This is a genomic window from Undibacterium sp. CY21W (assembly GCF_014284265.1).
In the GTDB taxonomy this organism is placed as follows: Bacteria; Pseudomonadota; Gammaproteobacteria; order Burkholderiales; family Burkholderiaceae_D; genus Undibacterium; species Undibacterium aquatile.
The window spans coordinates 267,578-292,927 of record NZ_JACOGE010000002.1 but is presented as its reverse complement, the minus strand read 5'-3'; the positions used below and the strand labels follow the sequence as shown (position 1 = coordinate 292,927).

The window sequence follows — 25,350 nt, the reverse complement described above, 5'->3', positions numbered from 1 at the left end:
CGGGTACTAAGCCCGGCCGTTTTTTTTGTTCACGCGATGTCAGTTGAACATCGCAGCCAACGTGAGGCAAATATTGGCGCAGGTTCAGGGCGACCAAAGTAATATCCCTGTGCGTGATCGCAATCGAGCTCGAGCAAGCTTGTTGCCTGCTCCGGAGTTTCTACTCCTTCGGCGATCGCTTTGAGACCGAGGTTGCGCGCCATACCAATGATGGTGGTAACAATGGTATGGTCATGATGCTCATTGAGCATGTCACGAATAAAAGAGATATCAATTTTTAATGTGTCCACAGGGAAACATTTTAAATAGGAAAGAGAAGAATAGCCAGTGCCAAAATCATCGATCGACAAAGCAAATCCCATTATCTTCAGCGATTTCATGATATCGATAGACTGCGCTACGTTATGCATCAGGCTGCTTTCTGTCAGTTCCAGCTCTATGCATGCCGGACTGAGACCTGCGTTCCGCACGGTTTGCAGGATTTTGTCGGCCAGTTCCGGGTCGCTGAGTTGCTGGGCTGACAGATTGATCGCCAGTCGGCCATGAAAATGGTAGCCCGCCGTTCGCCACGCACAAATCTGACGACAGGCTCGTTCGAGCACCCATAAGCCTAACTGCGCCATCATGCCGCGCGCTTCTGCAATCGGAATAAATTGCGCCGGGCTGATCCAGCCGCGCTCTGCATCGTTCCAGCGCAACAAGGCTTCCGCGCCGTCAATCTCGCCGGTCTTCAGATTGATTTTGGGTTGGTAATACAACTCTAATTTATCCGCATTCATTGCCTGATTCAGATTTCTGGCAATGTGCATCTGCTCATTCAGGTCGGCACTCATTTTTGCCTGATATGCGATATAACCTGCGCCTGTCGTTTTCGCTTTATACATGGCGATGTCGGCGCACTTCATCAGGTCATCGGCATTGTCGCTGTCTTCAGGATAAAACGATAAACCTATGCTGACCCCGACGGAAAAATGATCATTACCGATGTGCAGCGGGGTCGCCAGCGTCTGTTGCAGACGCTCGGCTATCATCGCTGCGGCAACCTGATCTTCAACTTCGGTGACGATGATGAATTCATCTCCGCCCAGCCGCGCCAGTGTTTTTTCGCCGCGTAGCGTTGCTTCAAAACGCTGTGCGACTTGTATCAATACCTGATCACCGACATCGTGGCCTTGCGTATCATTGATTTCTTTAAAGCGGTTCAGGTCCAGGAACAGGATCGCCAGTCGTCGTTGATAACGGCTGGCATTGCTGATCGCTTGCCTCAGCCTGTCCATGAACAGCGTACGGTTTGGCAGTCTGGTCAGGCTGTCGTATAAAGCCAGATGACGGATTTTTTCTTCAGTCGCTTTGCGCTCGGTGATATCGGTATTAATAATAAGAATCGATTTGGGCCGCTTGTTTTCATCCCTGACCAGCGTGCGCTGGCTCTCTACAACGAATGGTGTGCCATCTTTGTGTCGCTGCGATATTTCACCGCGCCATTCACCGTCTTCTATCGTTAGACGCGTTACTTCATTAAACGCTGCTTCATCATCCCACAATAAATTTTCCGGGGAATTACCAAGCGCTTCGTCGCACGTCCAGCCATATAGTTTTTCTGCCGCCTTATTCCAATACGAAATATGATGGTTGATACCAATCACAATAATCGCGTCGCTGGCTTTATCGAGCAACGATGCCTGATTGCGGTGGTGGGCGGCATTGGCCAGAGTCTCTTCGCGCAAGCGGTGCTCTTCGGTGATGTCTTCGACTGTGATCAGTGAGTGTTGTTGCGCATGGTCGCCGACGATATCCGTGAGGGTGATGCGCAACTGGCTTTTTTCGTGAGGAATACTCAGATAGCGTTTTCCTGTTTTACCCGACAGAAACGGATGTAACACCTGTGGAGATTCAAGAGCCGGTAATAGTGTGCGCAAATGCTGGCCTGCCATCTGATTGGCATGATCAAGTCCGAGGATTTTACAGACGCCATCATTCACGCTCAACACCTGCAGAGCTTCATCGATAATGATGAGCCCCACATTCAGGCTGGCGACGATACTGTCTGCATACGGTTGCAGCAAACTGCCTGGCCTTGTATTTTCCGGTTTGTTGATGGCGTGCGAGGGCAGTGATGCTGGCGCTGATGATGTCGTATCAGCGACAGGTATTTTCTTGAGCAGTCTGGCTATCATGATCAGCTTCTGTTCTGTCCGGCCATCACATTCACCTCGTATAGTTTATTTCTTCATGCAATACGATTGAACCGGAGAGGGCGCTGTCATGCTGCGTTTCTCCGGAGTTCCGTTATGATCAGTTGCGGAGCATCTTGTGAAGTGCGAGCTCCGGCCAGGATAGTTAAGTATTAGTCAGACGTTTTGCCGGATTCTGCATCATAGTAGGCCGGACTGTTGCAGTGGCTTTTTGCGTGTGCGATGCCGCCGTGCTGGCTGTGCTAGATGTGTTTGCCACGATCTGTGTGCTGTCTATCCGGAATACATCGACTAATTCCGACAGGTTCGCTGCCTGATCTTCGAGACTGGCTGCGGCTGCCGCCGCTTCTTCAACCAGCGCCGCATTTTGTTGTGTCACTTCATCCATCTGTGCGATGGCCTGATTGACCTGTTCTATGCCTGTGCTTTGTTCATGGCTCGCTGCGGTAATTTCCGCCATGATGTCGGTGACGCGGCGAACGCTGTTAACGACCTCGCTCATCGTGGTGCCGGCTTTATTGACCAGCAGCGTACCTGCCGACACCTGATCGACGGAGTCACCGATCAGCACCGTAATTTCTTTCGCGGCAGCCGCACTGCGCTGCGCCAGATTGCGCACTTCGGTGGCAACGACGGCAAAGCCACGGCCTTGTTCGCCGGCACGCGCAGCTTCGACAGCGGCATTGAGCGCCAGAATATTCGTCTGGAATGCGATGCCATCAATGACGCTGATGATATCAACGATCTTTTTCGATGAATTATTGATGGATGACATGGTGCTGACGACTTCAGAGACCACATCGCCGCCTTTCATCGCCACATCAGACGCTTCTGCTGCGAGTTGATTTGCCTGACGCGCATTATCTGCATTCTGCTTGACGGTACTGGTCAGTTCTTCCATCGATGCTGCGGTTTCTTCTAATGAACTGGCCTGTTCCTCGGTGCGCGATGACAGATCGAGATTACCGGCAGCAATCTGTGTTGAAGCGGAAGCGATGGTGTCTGTTCCTGTTCTGACCTGCGCCACGATTCTGACCAGGCTGCTATTCATGTCTTTCAGCGCCTGCAACAACTGCCCTGTTTCATCGCTGGATTCGACTTGAATCTTGCTGGTGAGGTCCCCATCGGCAATCGTGCGGGCAATCTGCACCGCCTGATTCAATGGCTGGGTAATGCTGCGTGTTGTCCAGTAAGCGAAGCCGCACGCCAGCAGGACCGCGATGATCGCGATGCCCGACAGCATATTTCTGCTGTTCTGATAATTTTTCTCAGCATCTTCACCACTTTTGACCATGATGGTGCCAATCAGCGCGATCAGGTTTTGTACCTGAGAAAAATAGCCAGTCTGCGCCTGTACGACAGACGACAACAGATATTCACCCGCTTCCTGTTTTTTTCCTTCGCCAATTAATTTCAGATATTCGTTTTGAGTCACTACATATTTACTGCGAGCTTCTTTCACGTCATTGAAAACCTGCTTGCCCTTTTCAGTTGAAATAGTTTTGTCGAGTTGGGCAATTTTTTCGCCGACACGGGTAACGTTAGATTTAATTTCGCTGAGCGCTGCTTTAATTTTTTCAGGATCTTCAGTGATCAGTAAATTTCGCATTGCAAGTGCATTGAAATTAATTCCATCAAGTATTTCATTGGCGAGCACCACTTTAGGGTAACGGTCGTTGACCAGCAGACTGGTGCCGTCGTTGAGTGAACTCATGCGATTAACGCCAAACAAGGTCATACCGATCAACAGCATCACGACGATACCAAAACCTATGCCTAATCTTGTGCCGACTTTCATATTCATGTTCATTTGTATTCTCTTCTGGTGAGTGAGGTGATACGGGCTCGTCTGCCTTCATCCGGTGGCGAAGCTTATTCAGAGAGCTGTTCTATTAAACCCATGTCACCGCTGGAAATGAGTTTGTCTATGTCGATCAGAATCAGCATGCGGTCATCTAATGTGCCGACGCCAATTAAATGGCCGGTATTGAGCGAGCCGATATCGGGTGCTGGCTTGACTTGTTCTTGCACCAGATTGATGACGTCGGAAACACTGTCGACGACCATGCCTATCACACGCTGGCAGACGTGAAGAATAATGACAACGGTGAATTCATCGTAGGCAGGATTGTCCAGATTAAATTTGATGCGCATATCGACGATGGGCACTATCACCCCGCGCAGATTGATCACGCCTTTGATAAAGTCCGGCGCATTGGCAATCCGTGTCACCGCCTCGTAGCCGCGAATTTCCTGCACCCGCTGAATATCGATGCCGTACTCTTCTTTGCCCAGCGTGAATGCCAGAAATTCCAGCGAGCCCAGTCCGGCGACGGGGTTCTGGGTGGCGTTGATGTTGTCGGTCAGTTGCATCACTATCCTTCGCATTCAGTGAAAGATATTTCTCTTTTCATCTGATTCAGCGGTCATGCGGCAAAGCATGTTGCTCACCTGTGAGGAGAGTGGTGTCCGGCTGGCAGATATGTTGAGGAAAATATCGGATCAGAATCGTGCTGCTAGCACGCTAACAGCACAGAATTTATTTCCAGATGGCAATGCTAAGGCTTTTGATTATATCGAGTCAATCGAATTTATCGATTTGTTGTTTGCGGGAGAATCTGCGATTGCAAAGTGTGTATTGTTTTACATCAAGGTTTTTTGTTGTTGATGTCGAAAATATCGGCAATGGTTGTCAGTAGTGCTGCGGCGGCAACCGGCTTGGTGAAGTAATGCCTTATTCCTTTGCGAAGGGCTTCATCGCGGTCTAAGCCATCACTGTATCCAGTGCACAGTATCACTGGTAAATCGGGTTGCATGCTGTGCAGGTAGCGGGCCAGGGTCACGCCAGTGATGCCTGGCATAGTCTGATCGGTGATCAGTAAGTCGATGGCAATCTCTTCGTTGGCAAGTGCATTCATCACCTTGTACGGATCGGTAAATAGTTCCACCTGATAACCGGCACCTTCAAGCAATTCCCGTAGAAATCCGCCGACGGCGGGTTCGTCATCCACGACCCAGATGCGTTGTCCGGTTCCGGTGACATCGACTGCACTGGAATTTTTTGCGGCTTGCGATTTGCATTCTGACGCCGGAACGATGGAAAACAGAAGCCGGAAGCGGCTTCCGAGGTTAGCACCGGACTCCACCAAAATATGGGCGTCCGAGCGCCGCAGTATGCCCTGTACCATAGACAAACCCAGCCCGGTACCTTTACCCACTTCCTTGGTCGTAAAAAAGGGATCGAATAAGCGCGACATATTTTCGGGAGAGATGCCGCCGCCATTGTCAGAGACATCGATCGCCAGGTATTTACCGGATAACCTTTGCTGACTGATGGCACAGATTTCCCCGTGTAACTCTGTCTGATGCAGATGAATGTCAATCACGCCATGGGTATCAATCGCATCGCGCGCATTGATGACGAGATTCAACAGGATCTGGCTTAATTCTCCTGCATCCATACGGATGCACAGATCATCTTCGATATGGCTTTGTAACTGTATGCTGGAAGGCAGCGACGGCAACATCATTGCCACCACTTCCTGTATTACTGAGGCGGGAGAAATCAGGTTCACGCCTGTGCTGGCCTGGGTGCGGGTGAAGGTCAGCATTTTGGCGATCAGATCCCGCGCGCGTTCGCTGGCCGTGATGACTTCTTTCAGATAGATTGCCAGTTTGCTTTGTTTATCAGGCACGAAGCGTTCCAGCGCCAGATTGGAATAGCCAAGAATAGCGGCCAGAATATTATTGAAATCATGCGCAATGCCGCCCGTCAATTGCCCCAGCGCCTGCATCTTTTGCGACTGCTGCAATTGCCGTTCCAGTTCCTGCTTGACGCATTCCGCCTTCTCTCTTTCGGAGATGTCGCGCGTGAAAATAAAGAAATGTCTGGATTCCGGATCGTAAGTCACAGAAACTTCAACACGGAAAATATGACCGTCTTTATGGCGATGATGTGTTTCAAACTGATCGCGATATTGTGTCCTGATTTTTTGCAGATGATTTTGGGCGTTTTCAGCATTCTGCATAACATGTAACTGACTGATGCTCATCGTCAGCAATTCCTCCATGGAATAGCCGGACATTTTTACGTAGGCTTCATTGACTTCCAGCAGATCTCCTTTGGTATCAACGATGACGAAGCCATCAATCGCGGTATCGAGCACACGCTTGTGCCGCAATAAAGCTTTCGTGCTTTCTGTCACATTTTCACCAACCGAAACATAACCCTCAATGATCCCATTGTCGTTCAGCAGCGGCGTGACGGTACGATTGATGATGAAGCTTTCGCCGTTACTTCGGGTAATGGTGATCGCGCCACGCCAGATACGCCCCGCTTCAACGGTTTTTCTTAATTCTGCTGCGATCCTGGGGTCTGGTGTGATCGGTGCTGAAAATAAACAGGCCTGCCCAGCGACTTCCGATGCATCCGGCGGAAGAATGGCGCGTGACGCCGGATTTCTCCAGCGCAGTAAGCCATTTTCGTCGGTAAGAAAAATCGGCGTTGCGGAGGATTCCAGTGCCATTGCCTGTGAACGCAAGGTTTCATTGATTTTTTGTACTGTTTCTGCATGCATCGCCAGCGTCTGATATGGCTTGCGCACAATCACTACAAACATCGCGCGGTAAATCAGCGCATAACTGACGACCTTGTAAAAATGTCCGATGACATTCGATGTGTCACTGATGACGACGTAGTCTGCAAAAAAAAATTCACTCATCGCCGCAATGGCAATCGCCGCGAACATCAGTGTTGAGAATTCCTGACCAGATGCGCGTGCGAGACGATAGTAACGGAAGGCGGCGACGGACAGTGCTGCGGTGATCAGCCATTCAGTGACGATCTTGAACTGGCTTAATCCGGTGTTTTCATTGTATGTAATGACCAGGCTGCTTTCCTGAAAAAAGACCAGCCACAAAATCCCCAGGTTAATGACGCTGAATGCGACCAGCACGGTATATCTGAAGCGCCGTCCTGGCGGATGCAGATTGGGGAAAAAGCTGATGAACAAAATAATGCCAGCAAACAGTATCCGCGCAAAAAGCCAGAAAGCAATCGACTTTTGTGGCGAGGATGGAGTGATCAGATCAGGCATTCCTTTGTAGGACATGACGTGCGCAAAATCGAGCCAGCCAGCGGCGAGTAAAGTGACGGCGATCAGCAGCAGGGAAGTAGAGACTTCTTTTTCCGGTGTGTGCCAGACTGCCGCAAAAATCAAAAACGCAAACAGAATGGCCGCAAATTCCAGCAAGGTATGCAGAGGAAGATAATACTGGTGCGGAATATGAATATCCGTCAGAGGCAAAAACATCGCCAGCAAAAATAAGGCGGCAAAGACCGCGACCAGATATAGCTGCCGGTTTAACAGCTGGCGCTTTGCGTCGACTCCAGAGATGAGCATGATGTCATTCATTCAGCGTGCATTCAACGTTCATCGTGGCATCAGTTTTATTCATCGTCGGCATGACCGTAAGAATAATTCAAGCTAAGCGGAAAGAAGATCATCGATGGCGACTGTATCGATGTATGAATCCTATTCTGACATGGTCAGATGTTGAAGCCTATGACCTGAAACAAACGTGCAGTATCGATAGGTTTTGAAAAGCAGCATTCGACACCGACGGAGAGAAGCTCCGCTTCGTTTTCCGGGCTCAGATATCCGCTCATGGCGATAATTCTGACATTGGCTTGCCCCGGTATTTCCTTGATCTGACGGCAAACTTCGGTACCTTTGATGCCCGGCATCATCAGGTCGAGCAAGACAATATCCGGGGAAAAAGTATGCACTTTACGGCCTGCATCAAAGCCATCGTAGGCGGCTTCGACCACCATAGGCTGTTCGCCTTCACCAAGTAATTCCATCAGGAAGCCAGCAAAAGCCTTATTGTCATCGACGATCAGAATTCGCTGTGGCCCCTTGTTTCCGGCGGGATTCCACTGGCGGGCAAAGCGTTCGACTTCTTCCAGACGAAAACGACGATGTCCACCCGGCGTGACTTCGGCCTGCAATAAACCTCTTTGTGCCCAGCTACGCACAGTAATTGGCGACACCATCATCCATTGCGCGACTTCATTCGGCGTCAGGTAAGGTTTCTTTTTGTAGTCTTCAGTCATAAAAACAATGAATTCGATAATTTACAGATGTGCCCAATTATGTCACTTTATTGATTTTGGGAAATAAAAATAATGTTTCTGTCGCCCTCTGTCAGCGTGCTTTGAATGCAATGAACAAGCGTATCAGCGTATGCCCCAGACAAACGGATCTTCTTCATTCAGCAGTATGTCTGCCTCCATGTTGACAAAGGCCATTCCACGTAAGCTCGGCAATATTTGCCCTCTTGCCTGACGCTCAGGCGAGGCTAGCAACTGATACGACGCTTCGAAGACGCTACCGATAATACTTTCCTGACGCCACAGCTGACCCGGTGCCAGTTTATTGTCTGCCGCAAGGCAAGCCAGCTTGGCACTGGTGCCGGTGCCGCAAGGCGAACGGTCATAGGCTTTGCCGGGGCAGAGCACAAAGTTTTGGCTATGATTATTCGCTTTGGTCGCGGCGCCAAACAATTCAATATGATCGATGAGCGCATTGTTCTCGCCCGTAATCTGGCTGGCTTCCAATGCTTGTCTCACGCGCCATGCATAGTCGGTCAGGCGCTCAACGTTCGACAGATGCAATTCTTGCCCATGCTGATTGATCAGGAAGAACCAGTTGCCACCCCAAGCGATATCGCCACAGACCTCTCCGATACCCGGCACTTCAACACGGACTGCGCTTTTGTAGCGATAAGCGGGAACATTGTGGACGGTAACGCTGTGATCGTCATGTAACTCAACATTCACGATACCGACCGGCGTTTCTACGCGATGCTGTCCGGCCTTGATCTTTCCCTGGTGGGCGAGAGTTGCGACAAAACCGATCATGCCATGACCGCACATGCCGAGATAGCCGACATTATTAAAGAAAATAATCCCTGCCACACAAGACGGATCTGCAGGTGTGCACGCCAGTCCGCCGACGACGACATCTGAGCCACGCGGTTCGCAGGCGGTGGCGCTGCGATATTGGTCAAACTTGTCGCGAAAAACTTGCAGACGTTCAGCGAGTGAGCCGCGGCCTAAGTCGGGGCCGCCACCGACGATAATGCGGGTGGGTTCGCCACCGGTGTGAGAATCAATGATGGAGATTTTTTTCAACATGCGTTTCTTTCTGCGTGCGGATATCAGTGATGGTATGGTGCCATAGTATAAATGCCTGACGTTTGTTTTATCCGGGACGTTAATTTTTTTTCCGGCAAACGCTTGCAATTCTCAGGTCAGAATCTGCAACAATATGGATTGCCGAGCATGCGATAATGAGGCTTGGCGACGAGCTCATCATAAGACAGCATCGCCAGTTCCCGGTTTTTGATTAACTTGCAATTTAGCCGAATTTTCCACTATCTGCTGCATGAATCTGTTTCCAGCCAAAACTGAACATCAATTGCCTGATGAGATTAAAAAACGCCTGACTGGCGGCTTGTTGATTTCTTTGTTGGTGCATGCATTCATCCTGTCGTTGCAGTTTGGCTTACCGGGTGTCGGCTTACCGGGTCTCGAAGTACCCTGGGATAAACGCCGGGCAGAAACACCTGAACTCAGTGTGCAAATTGCGGATGTTGTTCCTGCTGCAGCCACGACAGCCTCACCTGCTGGGGTGAGCAGTTCTGACCCTGTTGCAAGTGCAAACCTAAAAGCTGAAACGAACACCGTTTCGCCATCAACGGAGCCCGCAGTCTCTGCGGCTCCGCTTGCTTCCCCGCCCGCCCCGGCAATGGCTGACGCGCCAAAATCAACGGCGACGCATGGCATACAGTTGTTGGCACCGTCGATTGCTGTTGCCAGCGTCGCTGCACCGGAGAAAAAAACGCGCACCAAAGCCGCGAAAGTGAAAAAATCGGTGACCCGGACACCTGTTGCTATGTCACGCCCGCCACGGGTTGTCGCGGTGGATGTGCCTGACATTATTACTCAGAATAATTTCAGGAGCGACACTTTCAGCGTCGCGGTTCGTGATCCGGAAGAACGCAAAAAAGAGCTTACGCAGAATGAAGAGCAGAGAATGTTTCCTGACCCAGTAAGCCAGTCAGTTGAAGAGCTGACTGATCTGCCGCCGGTCGCGGTCAGTCGCTTTGAGCCGGACGCGCAGCAGCGTGAACGGCGCGAACAAAAAATACTGCAGGCGACGAAAGAATTGTTGCAAGAAAAAATTGCAGCACCTGCATCCACGCAGCAAAGTGTGAAGCAGATGGAAGACGCCAGCCGCAAGCAAATAGCTGAAGCAGTGCGCAAGGAGGCTGACGCTGCGTTGGCACTGAAACAGCATGAAGCCGAGCAGCAACAGCATGAAGCCGAGCAGCAACAGCAACGTATTTTGCAAGAAGCCAGCAAAGCCAATGCCAGTGCACTGGCGGCAACCGCGTTGCAACGTATCGATAATATGAAACTTGTCGATGACAGCCTGAAGCAGCAAATGCAGGCTGAACTTGTTCAGCGCGAACAACAACGCAAAGAGCGCCAGACAGCCATGCTCACTGCGCGTCAGCAGGCAGAAGAGCGCGAGGAAGAATTGAAGCGGCAACGCGAAGAGGCGTTGCGCAAACAACAGCAGATGGAAATGCAAATTGCTCAGGCAAAAAATGAGGAATTGCTGGAACGCCAGAAAATGGAAAAACTGGCAGAACAACGGGCGCAGCAACAAGTGCAGCAACAAGCGCAAGAGGCTCAACAAAAAGCGCAACAAGAGCGCCTTGAAAAACAGCGTGCCGAGTCTGCTCGTCAACAGGCTGAACAGGCGCTGGCGCAGCAACGTGAGCGCGAACAGGCTGCCATCGCCGCGGCAAAAGCTGCCGGTACGAATAAGCTGGCGAATGCCAATGATCATCCGCTCACCGCTGGCAAGGCAGATGGCAATAGTGCCGTCGGCAAGACCAGCGTGTCCGGTAGCCACAGTAATTCTGCAGCATCAACTGCCAGCAATGCTGCGGGAAGTGGCGACAAAACTGCTGCTTTTGTTTTGCCGCAAAGCTTACTCAGCAGCGATCTGGCGAACCGGTCGCGTGAACAGGCGCGTGGCTTAGATTTGTTGCGTGGTACGCCGCCATTGCCGCGTGCCGACACTGAAGAACGGCCTCGCCGCCGCAGTGTGTTAGGCAGTGCGGAAAAAGATATCCAACTGCGTATGTACATCGATAGCTGGAAGCAAAAAATCGAAAGAAACGGGAATCTGAATTTTTCACAGACATCACGCGATAAAGCGCGCGGCGATCCTGTCGTCACGGTGGCGATCCGCAGCGACGGCAGTGTTGAGGAAATTACGATACACCGATCGAGCGGGCGAGCTGATCTGGATCAGGCCGTGCGCAATATTGTTCGTATCAACGCCAAGTACGCTGCATTTCCACCGAATATCGCTGCACAATATGACGTGATAGAAGTGCGTCGTGTATGGAACTTTGATGATGGTTTGCGCATACTCGAAGAGTTGCGCTGATCGCCGACGAAGCTGATTCTTTGATGCACTTTTGTTTCGTCACCGCCATTGCTGTTTGCAGTTATGCCGTTTGGCGCTGATTGTTCAGTGCTGTGAACTGAGAACGGTGATGGGAAAGTGATGCAAGGTCTTCTGATGAAAAATATTTAACGAGGCTGATATGCGTATTCTGATCACAGGCGGTACCGGGTTAATCGGCCGCCGTTTATGCTCGTCCTTACTTGATCACGGACATGTGCTGACTGTGTTCAGCCGTCATCCCGAAACGGTCAGATCTTTGTGTGGTAATGCCGTCCATGCGATGCAATCGCTGGATGAATATCATGTCGATACCGAGTTTGATGCCATCATTAATCTTGCTGGCGAACCTATCGTTGATAAACGCTGGACCTCCGCCCGGCAAAAAGTTTTACGTGACAGCCGGATCGCCCTGACTGAAAAGCTGCTGCAAAAAATTTCTGCAGCTAATTTCAAGCCTGAAGTTTTTCTGAGTGGTTCTGCGGTGGGCATTTATGGAAATGGCGGTGATCAGTTGTTGAATGAGCAGGCCGCTGTGGCTAAAGATTTCGGCGCTCATCTGTGCGCTGACTGGGAAGCGGCTGCGAACAGGGCGGCAGACATGGGAATTCGCGTTTGCATCTTACGTACAGGACTGGTGCTGGACGCTGCTGGTGGCATACTGAAGAAAATGCATCTGCCATTCAGTCTCGCTCTGGGCGCGCGCATTGCTGATGGCAAACAATGGATGAGCTGGATTCATGTGCAGGATTATGTGGCCATCGTGCGCTATTTACTGGACGATAAAAATGCAGCTGGACCCTACAATATGGTGGCACCGCATCCGGTAACGAACCGCGAATTCACCCAGACCCTAGCCGCTGCTTTACACCGCCCCGCGCTGTTTGTTGCGCCGGCATTTCTGCTCAAACTGGCGATGGGCGACATGGCAGAGTTACTGACCGGTGGGCAACGCGTGCAACCCATGCACGTTGCTGAGTTGGGTTACGAATTTCAGTATCCGTATCTGGCGGAAGCGCTGCATGATTTACTTTGAGCGATATCTGGCATCGATCAGTTCAGTCTGTAGCGCATTTACATGAACAGTCTTATTGCATGAATTTTTCTGCGATTTCCCCGGCATCAGCTAAACGTGCGATTTGTCAGCGCTGCCTCCGGCCGCAATCTGCTTGTATCTGCAACTGGATAGTACCTGTGAATAATGGGGTAGAGGTATTGATACTGCAGCACCCTCTGGAAGTGAATAATGCGAAAGGCAGCGTACGTCTGCTGGATTTATGTCTGCAGCATTCACGTGTTCTGACGGGCGAGGTTTTTACCGCCGAAACTTTGATGCAGGCCTTGTATGCACCCGCCGATGTGCTTGCCGATGTAGCTGCAGATGTAGTTGCAGATGCGGCGATGGATGTCTCAAATGATACGCGGCCTGTGGCACAAATTCGGCCTGTGTTGCTCTATCCTGATACGTCTCTCATCGAAGCCGCAGATCTGGCCTTGCCTGTGGCAGAAAAATATCAGGAAAGTGAGCAAATACAAGGACTCCGGTTGGTGATTATCGATGCCACCTGGCGTAAAAGTCGCAAAATGTTGTATCTGAATCCCTTACTGCAAGCCTTGCCACGCCTGAGTCTGGAGCAGATGCCTGCATCGCATTACCGGATACGTAAAGCGCACAAAGCAGATCAATTATCGAGTCTGGAAGCCTGTGCTTATGCGCTGATGCGTCTGGAAAACGACGAAGACAAATATCAATGTTTGCTGCAGGCATTTGATGGTTTCGTTGATCAGCAGCTCGGCAGTATTCCGGCAAACCTCAGATAAAAAAAGCCCCGCATCGTGCGGGGCTTTTTTAATATATCAATACTTCAGTTATTACATCAGCACATTGATGATCGCATTACCGATCCCCATCAATGCCGCACCTGAAATCAGGCCGGCACAGATAGGCTCGCAGCCTTCGACCCAGAATTGATGACCAGCCGTACCTTTCTCGGTATGCTTGCGCCCCATCCACCAGAATACGGCTGCACCTATCCACATCGCCAGACAGGCATCCGGTGGTAAGACAACACCCAGACCAATCGCGACTGCTGACAACGGGACTTTACCCTTGGTGATGATTTTAGCGCCTTCGATGACCACCGCAGCAATGGCGGCGATAACCATCGCAATGACGGCTGACGTCGGCAAACTGCTGATGCCTTTGGCAATCAATTCGGCCATGCCTTTCCACTGCATCGCGGATGGATGCGAAAACTGGTCGCTGACGATACTTGCCGTGTCGCGCACACCCTGCGCATCCGCAGGTAAGAACAGCAGGTAGTAAATCGGCACACAAGCGAGTGCGCCAGAAATAATGCCGATGATGTGACCAATTGCCTGTTGGCGAGGTTTTGCACCCAGCATGTAACCCGGTGTAATGTCGGATAACAGGTTAGAAGCATTCGATGCTACTTCGGCGGTCATCCCGGCAGGGATCATGTTGCTGGCCGGGTTGACTCTGTCGATCGCACCCATCGTGATCTGGGTGATTTTTGAGAGTGCGCCGGTTGGTGTCCAGGATGTCAGTGCCATCGAGTTTGCACAAATCACAGACAGCAGAAGAACTAATGGTAAGGCCGCGAACGTCAATACCATAGGCACGCCGAAAAAGCTGAAATTCAGCCATGCGCCGAGCATACTGAATGCCGGAATACCGACATAGGAAATCATCAGCGGCAATTCGATATTTTTCAGCAAATCGTTGTTGCTGCTGATCTCTTTCTTTTTACCGAAAGATTTAAATAAGCTGGTAAAAATTTCAGGCTTCGCTGCCAGCGTGACGATAGAACCGACGACCATGATCGATACCGCCCACCACAGACCCCATTGATTCAGAATTTCGACGCGGGAAATCGGTACGGCTTTACCACTGGGAGCGATACGCGCGACGATATCGCCTTTTTGTATCATCAAGGGGCCAAGTAAAGCAAAATTCAGCAAGCTGCCGAACAACAAGCTGCTGGCAACCCGGATACCCATCAGACCACCGACGCCAAACATCGCCGCATCGACGGTAAAGCGTAAACCCAGTGTGCGGAAATCGATTCCCAGGATTTTTGGCAGCCATAAATCAAATTTCACCGCTGCCATGTAATAGTATTCGTCAAACCTTTCCTGCAGATGCCAGGCTTCTTTCATACCAGCCCATTTATCCATTTGCAGCAGTTTGAATTGCAGCAGTTTCATCCAGCCATCGCTGATCAGGAACTGATAGGCGCCAGCAAACAGCGTCGTCAGACCCAGCAGTTTGGCCTGACGCATGCCTTCTTTGCCATCGCCGGAATACAAAGTGTCGAGTACCACGCCACAAGCACGGCCTTCCGGAAACGGTAACTGATCTTCGTTAATGAAACGGCGTTTCAATGGAAACGCAACGAGCACACCAAGCACAGAGCAGACCACCATCCAGATCATCATGTGCCACCACGGAATAATTTTCCCTGTCACCAACATGTAAGCGGTAATCGGGGCCACCATCGGCATAGTCATATAGCCTGCGGCAGTAGCGATTGATTGCGCACAGTTATTTTCGAGAACGGTAAAGTCTTTAGCGATACCGGTTTTGGACAAAATCCGGAACAGGGCAAAGGCCAGGATCACGGAAGTCAGGCCAACGCCGATATTCACACCGGATTTAGCGGCGATATACAGCGCTGTCGCGGCCAGAATGCCGCCTAATAAAAAGCCAGTCAGTGCTGAACGGAACGTCAGCTGCGGCATGTCGCCACGATAAATATTCTTGAACCACCACTCGTCTTTCTGAGCTCGGGTCCAGGTGCGTACCTGCTCTTCAGATAATTGTTGCAGCGCCATTATGTCTCCGGGATGAAATAGGATACCAACCGCATCAGCGTGCAGATGACGGGCATAGGTATTTGCCAGTTTTATCAACGCTGATGTCGAAATAATGAAAATAATTTTTCAGATGCCGCAGTATCTGAGTCATCAATCTTGCTGTCAAGATGTGTGACGACAAATATCGTTGAACGTAGATTGCCTTCACGGTGATTCTTGACGTAACGCAGCAGAGCGGATGCCAGAGGTATCAGCAGCAGGAAGTTGGCGGGGGAGACGAGTGAAAGGAAGAGGGAATGAAAGCAGTACCGAAAGCAGAATTGACATTCGCAACGAAGAAGGAAATTCTGGTTATTTATTTTCCCCACAAATATGCTGCACGCTGAAATGAAAAAAGCTCTGCAAAATAATTGCAGAGCTTTTTAGTATGCAGCTCAAACTGAGCAGCAAGCGGTATTACATCATGCCGCCCATACCACCCATGCCGCCCATACCACCCATGTCGCCCATGCCACCAGCTGGTTTGTCTTCAGCCAATTCAGCAACCAGAGCGTCAGTAGTCAGGATCAGGCCAGCAACAGACGCTGCATTTTGCAATGCGGAGCGTGTTACTTTTGCTGGATCCAGAATACCCATTTCAATCATGTCGCCGTAAGTGTCATTAGCAGCATTGAAACCGTAGTTGCCAGAGCCGTTGATGATCGCGTTGACCACAACAGATGGTTCGCCACCGGCATTTGCAACGATTTCACGCAATGGTGCTTCGATTGCTTTCAACACCAGCTTGATACCAGCTTCTTGATCTGCATTGTCGCCTTTGATCACGCCAGCTGCTGCACGAGCGCGCAACAGAGCAACGCCACCGCCAGGAACGACGCCTTCTTCTACTGCAGCACGAGTTGCGTGCAGAGCATCTTCAACGCGGGCTTTTTTCTCTTTCATTTCAACTTCAGTTGCAGCACCGACTTTGATCACAGCAACGCCGCCTGCCAGTTTGGCAACGCGTTCTTGCAGTTTTTCACGGTCGTAGTCAGAAGTTGCTTCTTCGATTTGCGCGCGGATTTGTTTTACGCGTGCTTCGATAGCGATAGCCTGACCAGCGCCGTCAATCACTGTCGTGTTTTCTTTACCGATTTCTACACGTTTCGCCTGACCCAGATCTGTCAGAGTTGCTTTTTCCAGTGTCAGACCGACTTCTTCAGCGATCACGTTACCACCAGTCAGGATAGCGATATCTTCCAACATCGCTTTACGACGATCACCAAAGCCCGGCGCTTTTACAGCAGCAGTTTTCAGGATGCCACGGATGTTGTTAACCACCAGAGTTGCCAGTGCTTCACCATCAACATCTTCAGCGATGATCAACAATGGGCGGCCAGATTTAGCCACTTGTTCCAATACTGGGAGCAGATCACGGATGTTCGAGATTTTTTTGTCGAACAACAGGATGAATGGGTTTTCCAGAATAACGGATTGTTTTTCTGGGTTATTGATGAAGTATGGTGACAGGTAGCCACGGTCAAACTGCATACCTTCAACGATGTCGAGTTCGTTGTTGAGGGATTTGCCATCTTCAACAGTGATCACGCCTTCTTTGCCCACTTTGTCCATTGCGTTTGCAATGATGTCGCCGATGTCAGCGTCAGAGTTAGCAGAGATAGAACCAACCTGAGCGATTTCTTTATTCGTTGTCGTTGGGCGGGACAGTGTTTTGACTTCAGCAACCAAAGCGGTTACTGCTTTGTCGATACCGCGTTTCAGGTCTGTTGGGTTGAAACCCGCTGCAACGTATTTGAAACCTTCGCGAACGATGGCTTGTGCCAACACTGTCGCTGTCGTTGTGCCGTCACCAGCGTTGTCGGAAGTGCGTGAAGCTACTTCTTTCACGAGCTGCGCGCCCATGTTTTCCAGCTTGTCTTTCAGTTCGATTTCTTTAGCAACAGAAACGCCGTCTTTAGTTACTGTAGGCGCGCCGAAAGAGCGTTCCAGAACAACGTTACGGCCTTTAGGGCCCAGAGTGACTTTTACTGCATTTGCCAGAATATTTACGCCATTAACGATTTTCGCACGTGCGTCATCGCCAAAAATTACTTGTTTAGCTGCCATGTTATTTTCTCCAGAATCTTGTGGATTTCTATAGTGCTACAGGGAAAGAATTACTTCTGTACGATCGCGAAGATATCTTCTTCACGCATGACCAGCACTTCGTTGCCGTCAACTTTGACAGCCTGGCCAGAGTATTTGCCGAACAAAACGCGGTCGCCGACTTTCACTTCCAGTGCGCGGATCGAACCGTTATCCAACTGCTTGCCAGCGCCAACGGCCAATACTTCACCTTGATCTGGTTTTTCAGCTGCTGCGTCTGGCAGAACGATACCGGATGCAGTTTTTGTTTCTTGATCCAGACGTTTGACGATAATGCGATCGTGCAGGGGACGAAGATTCATATTAACTCCTAAAATAATTACAAAAGTAAAACTACCGAAGTAAAACGGGGCTTATCACAAATTCAGACAGAATGACATTGAAGCATCACCTGATTTGCATAAGTCCCATCAGCAAACAAACAAAAATGTGCGCCGTAGATGGTGTCAGTGTTCGCCACTTTCAAGCCCTTTACTTCACACATACATGTGCTGCACAAGAGCCACCACGCTAACAGCGGCTAAGTTGCCTGCAATGCTGAAACCAGTCGATTTTAACATTGTTAGCACTCTCTTGTGTGGAGTGCTAATTGTATGGACGAGGTCAGGTTTTTTCAAGGAAGAATGTTGAAAAAGCAGTTTTATTTTAAAAATCAGAGGCTTAGCGACGCTTTTGGCTGGTTATCATTTTCAACGTCCACATAACAAGCCCGGCAAGTTCTCGCAAACTGTCTGATAGGCGATTAGGGCAGGCGCATTCTCGCGGCAAACTTGCTGCATATCTTAATTTTCCGTTCTTCACGTACTGACCACTTTAAGCAGATGGGCGCGATGTATTTTTGTGCCCGGCGGTGTCGGCAGTCTCAGGCGTGTTCGATGCCCTCAAAACCCGGAAAATATACTCCCCGGAGTATGTATACAAGCCCAATGTTTCTGATGAGATTTGGGGTGTTTTGCCAAAAACAGGGGGGAGTATGCGGATTTTCGCTTTTTCTTTACCATGCCGTTTGCCGATGCAGGCTTGCTGTGTCGCGGCCGATGTGATGGCTTCGGGTGTTGTTGCGTTCGCGAACGATAAAAACTGCCTTAGAGGGCGCGGCGTGATCTGTCAGTGTATGATGGGCTGGTGCTATCGGTGTATGCCGTAGTTTTGGCTGCAACCAGCGTCTGGAATGTGGATAGGCATGTGCATGAAAATGCGTCAAAGGCGACGTCAACATGAGTAATGCGAATCGTGAAATGTTGCTGCATGGAAATTAATTGTCTAGTATACGAACGCTTTGAAATACGCACGCTTTGAAACTAAGGCAGTTTTTAATATCAGGCTTTTCCGCTCGCCAGCTTCATTTTCCGGTTGACTTCTGACAATATGAGGGCAAGAGCCTTCAATGCACGAACATGCGCCGGGAAAATTCAGAAAGCTCATTTTCTGATCAAACACAGTTCGGATATTTCTTGTGGTAACAAGACCGGTTTTACGTTCTATCAATTGCTGCTTACTACAATGAAATGCACAGAGAGACGTGGATACTCAGACATTTATTATTTTTTCACTGGTGGTCGATGTCATTCTGATCATCACCATGATTCTGCCGTGGCTACATGAGCGCGATGACTGGCATGCGCTGTTCTGGGCCGCAGGTCAGGCTGGCATTACCTGTGGCAGTGGGCTGGCATTTCAGCAATTGCCGCAACAGCTGAATCCTTTGCTTTCTGCCGGTTTGCTGACCATCAGTATCAGCGGATTCTGGGCAGGCACCGAATATTTCATCGGCAATCTGCGCCGTAAGCATGTCATGCCTATCGCGGCTGCATCTGCACTTTTTTGTCTTCTTCTCACGCTGTTTTTTTTCAACGTGCCAGCCATGAGAGAGGCAACAACGAAGATGTTGCTTGGCACCGTGATTTTGTGGTCCGGCATCCGTGTATTGTGCATGCAGCGTCACTTTCGTCTTTTGGGGATGATTTTAATCATTCGCGGTGGCTACAATTTACTCACGGTGCTGAACCTGATCCCCGACCGTTTGGACGTCTGGTTCATGTTTGGATTAATCGTCAAAACATCGTCAACCCTTTGTCTGATTTATGCGGTACTCGAAAAAATACGTGAACGTTACGCCAGTACCATTGATTGTCTGAGTAATGGCCTGTTGATTCTGAACATGGATGGCATCATTCATGTCATTAACGAACGCGGCGCGCGTTTGCTTGGATATTCCTCAACGAAAGGCATGGCCGGCTCGCCCGTGGTGAACCACGTGAACGGGCTGGATGCTCATGCGGTCAAGAGCTATTTCAAACGATTCGCCGCTGCGGCCGGCAATTATCCTTTGGTCGAGAATATTGTCGTTCTGCTGCCAGACAAAGGACAGGTGCCCTTAGAGCTGATTTCCTCGCCCTATTATGAACGTGGGCGTCCTTACTGCATGGTGCAGATGATGGATATCAGCGAGCGTAAACAAAAAGAGGCGATACTGCACAAGGCTGCGCACTACGATGATCTGACTGGGCTCTTCAATCGTCATGGCTTTTCCCAGGAGCTGGCGCGGGTGATCGCTCAATCGCAGGAAAAGGGGCAAGAGTGCGTCGTGTTACTGGTGGACATCGACAGGTTTAAACGAATCAATGATTCCTTCGGGCACCTCGCCGGTGAACAGTTGCTGCGGGAAATCGGGGGGCGATTACAGCGCGCGTTACCAGATAACAGCCTGGCCGCCCGTTTCGGCGGCGACGAGTTTGCAATTGCGATGTATGGTCTGGAGCCCGGTTCCGCAGCACAAACAGCAGCCCTCTGCGGCGGCGATCTGTTTCAGATACTGACCAGCGGAATACCTTTGTTGCAGCAAAATATACAGTTCTCGGCAAGTATTGGCGTTACATGTATTCCTGAACATGGTACCGATACCGACTCCGTTATTCAGCATGCCTATATCGCGATGTATGACGGAAAAAAAGCGGGGCGGAATCAACTGCGCTTTTTTTCTTCCAGCATGATTTCTCATGCGCGGGAGGCGGTCATCGATACCGCGTTGCGCAGCGCTATTTCTTCCGATGAACTCTATCTTTTATATCAACCGGTCGCGAATGCGAAAACGGGCAGAATTGATAAGGTAGAAGCTTTACTCCGTTGGAACAGCCGCACACTTAATAATGTTTCGCCGGATCATTTCATTCCGATTGCAGAGGAAAGCGGCATCATAGTCGAAATCGGCACCTGGGTACTCAATCAGGCATGTCGGCAGCTGGCGGAATGGCAGGGCAGTGGCGTGCATCTGACCATGTGTGTCAATGTATCAGCGAGTCAGTTGCTCGACACACGATTCATTACCTATGTGGAGCGCGCGCTGCAAATACATCAGTTAAATCCGGCGCAGCTTGAACTGGAACTGACCGAGCGTGTGCTGATCGACGATGGCGCTCATGTGAGAACGACCTTAAATCATCTCCGCGCGATGGGGGTGCGATTGTCGTTGGATGACTTTGGCACCGGATATTCGTCGCTGAGTTATCTGACACAGTTTCATTTGAATACGCTGAAAATCGATCGGTCATTTGTGATGGCGCTGGAAAGCAGTGCGCGACATCAAAGCCTGGTTTCCACCATTATTGCGATGGGACACAATCTGGATCTGGAACTGGTTGCCGAAGGGGTCGAGACAGAACAGCAAATCAGTATGCTGCAGAAAATGGGATGCCACTATTTGCAGGGGTATTACATTTCCAGACCCATCGCTGCGGAAAACATACCATTGATCTGTTCGTCACCAGTGAAAATTCATTGATGTCAGCGGAGGAAATATCTTACCGTCGATAGTCCGCCATCGATCATTTTCTGGCACGTCGTTTGCCTGCATAACGTCGATGTTGCTCGGACTACTCCGCTTTGAGCCGCGGAAGTGTTTTATAATCTCAGCTTTCAGCAGTCAACTTCAGCATTCCACCGCCATCGTCAGTTTATCGACCCCCGGATTTACAACCCGGTCCGGCCAGATGCTTCCACATAATAATCCAGAGAACTTGCACCGCCGCTTTCACCAGCGGTGAATACGGTGACGAGGAAAAGTTCCGGCAACCGGGCATATCGTCCGGTTTTTGAATCGCTTTGAATAATACTGAAGCTAAGACTAGTGGCGCGTTCGTGTGCAGTTGACATAGCTTCTTCAGATGAACAGGTCAGGGGAGTGACATGGCGGGTGAAACAACCGGCGCAGTGCGCTGGATTCTGCGGCTGGAAGGGATATGCGTGCTCGCTGCCGCCATCTTTTTTTATCCGGCACCTGATTTTGGCTGGGGATGTTTCGCACTATTCTTTCTTGCGCCCGATCTTTCTCTGCTTGGATATGCGTTCGGATCACGTGTTGGTGCCGTCGCTTACAACGCCGCGCATTCTTATGCCGGCGCTATTGTTTGCCTCGTCGCCGGATCCTTGTTCGCGTTACCAGTGTTCTCTTGTGCGGGTGTGATTTGGTGCGCACACATAGGTTTTGACCGGGCGTTGGGCTATGGTCTTAAATATCCGGGTGATTTCAACATGACGCACTTAGGCAGAATTGGTTTTCAATCTGGCCCGAGGTAAAAGGTCGGTATGTTCGCAAATGATCGCCCGCTTTTGTGCCGATATTTTGTGCCGATAGGCATTGACTAGGTTTTATTTCTGGAGAAGATATGTGTTGGCTTCGCAGCGTGCTCATTTTTAGTCTCAGTCTGGGATATTTCCTTTGCTGTGACGCCGCTGCGATGTCGGTTACATTTCTGAATCCCGGGAAGTCGGATGAAATCTACTGGCTGACGGCAAGCAATAGTATGTTGGCCGCAGCGAAAGATCTGGATGTCAGGCTGGAAGTGCTGTACGCCAACCGTAATCACCTCAATACTTTGACGCAGGCAAAACAGCTGGCTGCCCGTGAGGTGAAAGACCGGCCGGACTATGTCATTCTGTCGAATGATCATGCCGTGGGATTTGAAGTCATCCGCATTCTGGATACAGCCAATATCAAGACTTTCCTGGCATTCAGTGGTTTACGCGAACAAAGTGAGCGTCTGCTTGCCACTGTTCCGCGACTACACTTTCCGGGATGGCTGGGTTCACTTGAACCACGCGCAGAAGAGGCCGGGTATCTGACAGCGCGGGCGCTGATTCTACACGGTCAGCAACATCACATGCAGGGATCAGATGGTCGTCTGCACATGCTGGCGATTGCCGGAGATCGTTCTACGCCGGCCTCACTTAAACGCAATGAAGGTATGCGCCGAGCGGTCGCCGAAGCAAAAGATGTGGTGGTTGATCAGGAAGTGTATGCAGAGTGGAGTCGCGCCAAAGCGCAGGAACAAAGTGAGTGGCTTTTTCAACGCCACCCCCAGGCAAGGCTGATCTGGGCAGGAAGTGATCTGATGGCATTCGGTGCGATGGACAGCTGGAAAAATAAAGGTGGGCAACCAGGCAAGGATGCTTACTTCAGTGCTGTCAATACTTCATCTGAGGCATTGGCTGCGCTGGAATCGGGTAGTCTGACTGCTCTGGTTGGCGGGCATTTTATCGCTGGTGCCTTTGGTCTTGTAATGCTGTATGACTATCATCATGGTAAAGATTTCAAAGATGAAGGGCTGGAACTGGATCGCTCCATGTTTATTCTTTTTAACAAGGATGATGCGCGCAGATTTCAGCGTCATTTTGGCAGACTCGATTTTAGCCAGGTTGATTTTAAAAAATTTAGTAAAGTGCTGAATCCGAAGTTAAAAAAATACGACTTTAATTTCCGGCAGATATTAACGCAGGTCGAAAAACATCAATGAAACTCCGATTGTCACAACCTATTGCAAGCCTGCTGTTCCGGCGGGTGTTTAAATGGGTCATTCTGTGTATTTTGCTGTTCAGCAGTTTGCAAGCCTATCTGAATTACAGAGCGATAGAGCGTAACTTTGATATGACCATCAGAGACGTTGCCAACACGCATATCCCCTTGTTATCTCTGGCGATTTGGGACATCGAATTACAGGCAATACACAAGCAGATTTCTTTGCTGACGAAAAACACGAATATTGCTTATGTTGTTATCAAGGCCAGCACTGGGCAACAGTTTGTCGGTGGAAATGGTGGGCAATCAATTTCAGATGAACATCTGATGTTTGATATTCCGTCGCCGGACGGTGTGGGTCCGCGTGTCGGAACGATGGAATTAGTTGTTGATCGCAGCGTATTACGTCATGAGGTAATGCGCAGCTTTTTTATTGTCCTCGCTGAAGTGCTCTTACTTACGGTATTTATTTTTGCTGCTGTCTTCGCAATCTTGCGACGCGATCTTGAACGTCCTATGCGTCAATTGGCCGATTTCGTCAAAAATCTTCAGGCAAATAAAATAGCTACCCGCCTTGATTTAGAGCTCGGGCCGCGGCACGTCTACAATGAAATTGATCTGGTTGTGGATGGTTTCCGCACTATGCAGGATCGTTTGCAGAAACACATAGAAAATCAGGATGCCCTGGTGTCAGAGCGGACTACCCAGCTACAACAGGCGATGGACAGATTAAAGAAACTATCGGTGACGGATGTTCTGACCGGCTGTTATAACCGTTTGTTTTTCAACGAACGCATGCCCGGCGAAATGCACAGAGCGATACGCTATGAGCGGGATTTGGCTGTGGTGTTTTGCGACATCGATTTTTTCAAGTCGGTGAATGATCAATATGGCCATGCTGTCGGTGATGATGTGCTGATCGTTTTCGTGGAGTCCTTGCAAAGAGAGTTGCGCGCGGAAATCGACTGGCTGGTACGGTATGGTGGCGAAGAATTTCTGATTGTCTTGCCTGAGACTTCGCTTCCGGCTGCCATTGAGGTCGCCGAGAGAATGCGCCTGAACGTCGAACGGGATCTGAAGGTGCCTTTGCCGGATGGGCAGCATCTGAATATCACCGCCAGTTTTGGTGTTGCCGAAAGATTGGCAGATGACACGCTGGAGACACTGGTTCAACGTGCTGATCAATGGCTCTATTTTTCAAAATCGCTGGGGCGCAATCAGGTACAGCCTGTGAGCGGCCGTGTGACGCGGGATGTGGAGTCACTTTGATGTCGTCGGTGGTCGCGCAGACTGAATTATGGTAAGTTCTCATTCATGAAATCTGGTTCCTGGCGTTTTCTGTTGATTTGTCTGATGCTGGTGCTGCTGCCTTTGCAAGGCTTTGCAGCCACTGGCATGTGGGCATTTGTGCATGGAAATAGTACGCAAACGGCATCAGGTGCAGAGACAAACGATACTGTGAGTCGTCCTGAGCATTGCGATACGATGAAGCAAAGCCAGCAGGGATCTGCGCAGGATGCACACATAGTGAAGCCCGATACCCAGAATCATTGCAAAGGGGCGTCACCTTGCTGCATTGGCATCGCCTTACTACTGCAGCAAGCGGATCAATGCTGTTCACCCGGCACGATCACGGTGTATCCGCTTGATTTTCACTCATTTTCATCAGCTCCTGCGCGTGCGCTGGAACGTCCGCCTAAACATTTTCCCGTTTAAATTGTTTTTGTAACTCAGTTGATTGCTGCCAGACTTCATGTTTTAGGCACGACAATACTGAGTTCAACTATGCCTGAGAGTATCAGGTCAGATTTGACTTTTTAACGAGGACGAC

18 protein-coding genes are annotated in these 25,350 nt (G+C 50.1%); 8 read left to right on the top strand and 10 right to left on the bottom strand.

All coding sequences use genetic code 11. From position 1 onward, the window contains the following. Positions 1-29: 29 nt before the first annotated feature. The 6 genes from H8K29_RS05900 to H8K29_RS05875 all read right to left on the bottom strand — a co-directional run bounded on the left by H8K29_RS05900 (position 30) and on the right by H8K29_RS05875 (position 9,390). Positions 30-2,177 carry an EAL domain-containing protein gene (locus H8K29_RS05900; RefSeq protein WP_186896812.1) on the bottom strand — a complete coding sequence of 716 codons (2,148 nt, stop codon included), beginning with the start codon at positions 2,175-2,177 and terminating at the stop codon, positions 30-32. 163 nt (positions 2,178-2,340) lie between these two features. Further along, positions 2,341-4,005 (bottom strand): methyl-accepting chemotaxis protein, encoded by a 1,665-nt coding sequence (locus tag H8K29_RS18115; protein ID WP_186896811.1) that lies wholly within the window; start codon positions 4,003-4,005, stop codon positions 2,341-2,343. A 62-nt stretch (positions 4,006-4,067) separates the two neighbouring features. Then, a complete protein-coding gene (locus H8K29_RS05890; RefSeq protein ID WP_186896810.1) occupies positions 4,068-4,568 on the bottom strand; it encodes a chemotaxis protein CheW in 501 nt (166 codons plus the stop codon). A gap of 275 nt (positions 4,569-4,843) precedes the next feature. Continuing rightward, positions 4,844-7,597, bottom strand: coding sequence for an MASE3 domain-containing protein (locus H8K29_RS05885; RefSeq protein WP_186896809.1), 2,754 nt, complete (start codon positions 7,595-7,597; stop codon positions 4,844-4,846). 146 nt (positions 7,598-7,743) lie between these two features. Next, positions 7,744-8,310 carry a response regulator gene (locus H8K29_RS05880; protein WP_186883074.1) on the bottom strand — a complete coding sequence of 189 codons (567 nt, stop codon included), beginning with the start codon at positions 8,308-8,310 and terminating at the stop codon, positions 7,744-7,746. Between the two features lie 123 nt (positions 8,311-8,433). Further along, positions 8,434-9,390: a 4-hydroxyproline epimerase gene (locus tag H8K29_RS05875; RefSeq protein ID WP_186897149.1), complete on the bottom strand. Its 957-nt coding sequence runs from the start codon at positions 9,388-9,390 to the stop codon at positions 8,434-8,436. Positions 9,391-9,643: 253 nt separating this feature from the next. On the opposite strand from H8K29_RS05875, the gene H8K29_RS05870 reads away from it, so the two are divergent. The 3 genes from H8K29_RS05870 (at position 9,644) to H8K29_RS05860 (ending at position 13,564) form a co-directional block, all read left to right on the top strand. Continuing rightward, positions 9,644-11,725 (top strand): TonB family protein, encoded by a 2,082-nt coding sequence (locus tag H8K29_RS05870; protein ID WP_186896808.1) that lies wholly within the window; start codon positions 9,644-9,646, stop codon positions 11,723-11,725. Positions 11,726-11,885: 160 nt separating this feature from the next. Further along, the gene (locus H8K29_RS05865) at positions 11,886-12,779 is read left to right on the top strand and encodes a TIGR01777 family oxidoreductase (RefSeq protein ID WP_186896807.1); all 894 of its coding nucleotides are present in this window, start codon (positions 11,886-11,888) and stop codon (positions 12,777-12,779) included. A 59-nt stretch (positions 12,780-12,838) separates the two neighbouring features. Continuing rightward, complete coding sequence (locus tag H8K29_RS05860) at positions 12,839-13,564, top strand: tRNA-uridine aminocarboxypropyltransferase (RefSeq protein ID WP_186896806.1); 726 nt, start codon at positions 12,839-12,841, stop codon at positions 13,562-13,564. Positions 13,565-13,615: 51 nt separating this feature from the next. On the opposite strand, the gene H8K29_RS05855 is transcribed toward H8K29_RS05860, so the two are convergent. The 3 genes from H8K29_RS05855 to groES all read right to left on the bottom strand — a co-directional run bounded on the left by H8K29_RS05855 (position 13,616) and on the right by groES (position 18,027). Then, entirely contained in the window at positions 13,616-15,598 is a 1,983-nt protein-coding gene (locus H8K29_RS05855; protein ID WP_186896805.1) for an OPT family oligopeptide transporter, read from the bottom strand. 438 nt (positions 15,599-16,036) lie between these two features. Next, positions 16,037-17,686 carry a chaperonin GroEL gene (gene groL, locus H8K29_RS05850; protein WP_186896804.1) on the bottom strand — a complete coding sequence of 550 codons (1,650 nt, stop codon included), beginning with the start codon at positions 17,684-17,686 and terminating at the stop codon, positions 16,037-16,039. A gap of 50 nt (positions 17,687-17,736) precedes the next feature. Beyond that, positions 17,737-18,027: a co-chaperone GroES gene (gene groES, locus H8K29_RS05845; protein ID WP_186883080.1), complete on the bottom strand. Its 291-nt coding sequence runs from the start codon at positions 18,025-18,027 to the stop codon at positions 17,737-17,739. A 1,220-nt stretch (positions 18,028-19,247) separates the two neighbouring features. Between groES and H8K29_RS05840 the strand changes: the two genes are divergently transcribed. Further along, on the top strand, positions 19,248-21,506 hold the full coding sequence (locus H8K29_RS05840; RefSeq protein WP_370527142.1) for a putative bifunctional diguanylate cyclase/phosphodiesterase: 2,259 nt from the start codon (positions 19,248-19,250) through the stop codon (positions 21,504-21,506). Positions 21,507-21,694: 188 nt separating this feature from the next. Here the strand turns inward: H8K29_RS05840 and H8K29_RS05835 are convergent, their stop codons facing one another. After that, positions 21,695-21,877 carry a hypothetical protein gene (locus tag H8K29_RS05835; protein ID WP_186896803.1) on the bottom strand — a complete coding sequence of 61 codons (183 nt, stop codon included), beginning with the start codon at positions 21,875-21,877 and terminating at the stop codon, positions 21,695-21,697. A gap of 33 nt (positions 21,878-21,910) precedes the next feature. Here H8K29_RS05835 and H8K29_RS05830 point away from each other — a divergent pair, with 33 nt between their 5' ends. The 4 genes from H8K29_RS05830 to H8K29_RS05815 all read left to right on the top strand — a co-directional run bounded on the left by H8K29_RS05830 (position 21,911) and on the right by H8K29_RS05815 (position 25,235). Beyond that, entirely contained in the window at positions 21,911-22,300 is a 390-nt protein-coding gene (locus tag H8K29_RS05830; RefSeq protein WP_186896802.1) for a DUF4260 domain-containing protein, read from the top strand. Between the two features lie 89 nt (positions 22,301-22,389). Beyond that, the gene (locus H8K29_RS05825; protein WP_186896801.1) at positions 22,390-23,517 is read left to right on the top strand and encodes an ABC transporter substrate-binding protein; all 1,128 of its coding nucleotides are present in this window, start codon (positions 22,390-22,392) and stop codon (positions 23,515-23,517) included. 8 nt (positions 23,518-23,525) lie between these two features. After that, complete coding sequence (locus tag H8K29_RS05820; RefSeq protein WP_186896800.1) at positions 23,526-24,788, top strand: sensor domain-containing diguanylate cyclase; 1,263 nt, start codon at positions 23,526-23,528, stop codon at positions 24,786-24,788. 45 nt (positions 24,789-24,833) lie between these two features. Next, positions 24,834-25,235: a hypothetical protein gene (locus H8K29_RS05815; RefSeq protein WP_186896799.1), complete on the top strand. Its 402-nt coding sequence runs from the start codon at positions 24,834-24,836 to the stop codon at positions 25,233-25,235. Positions 25,236-25,350 lie beyond the last annotated feature (115 nt).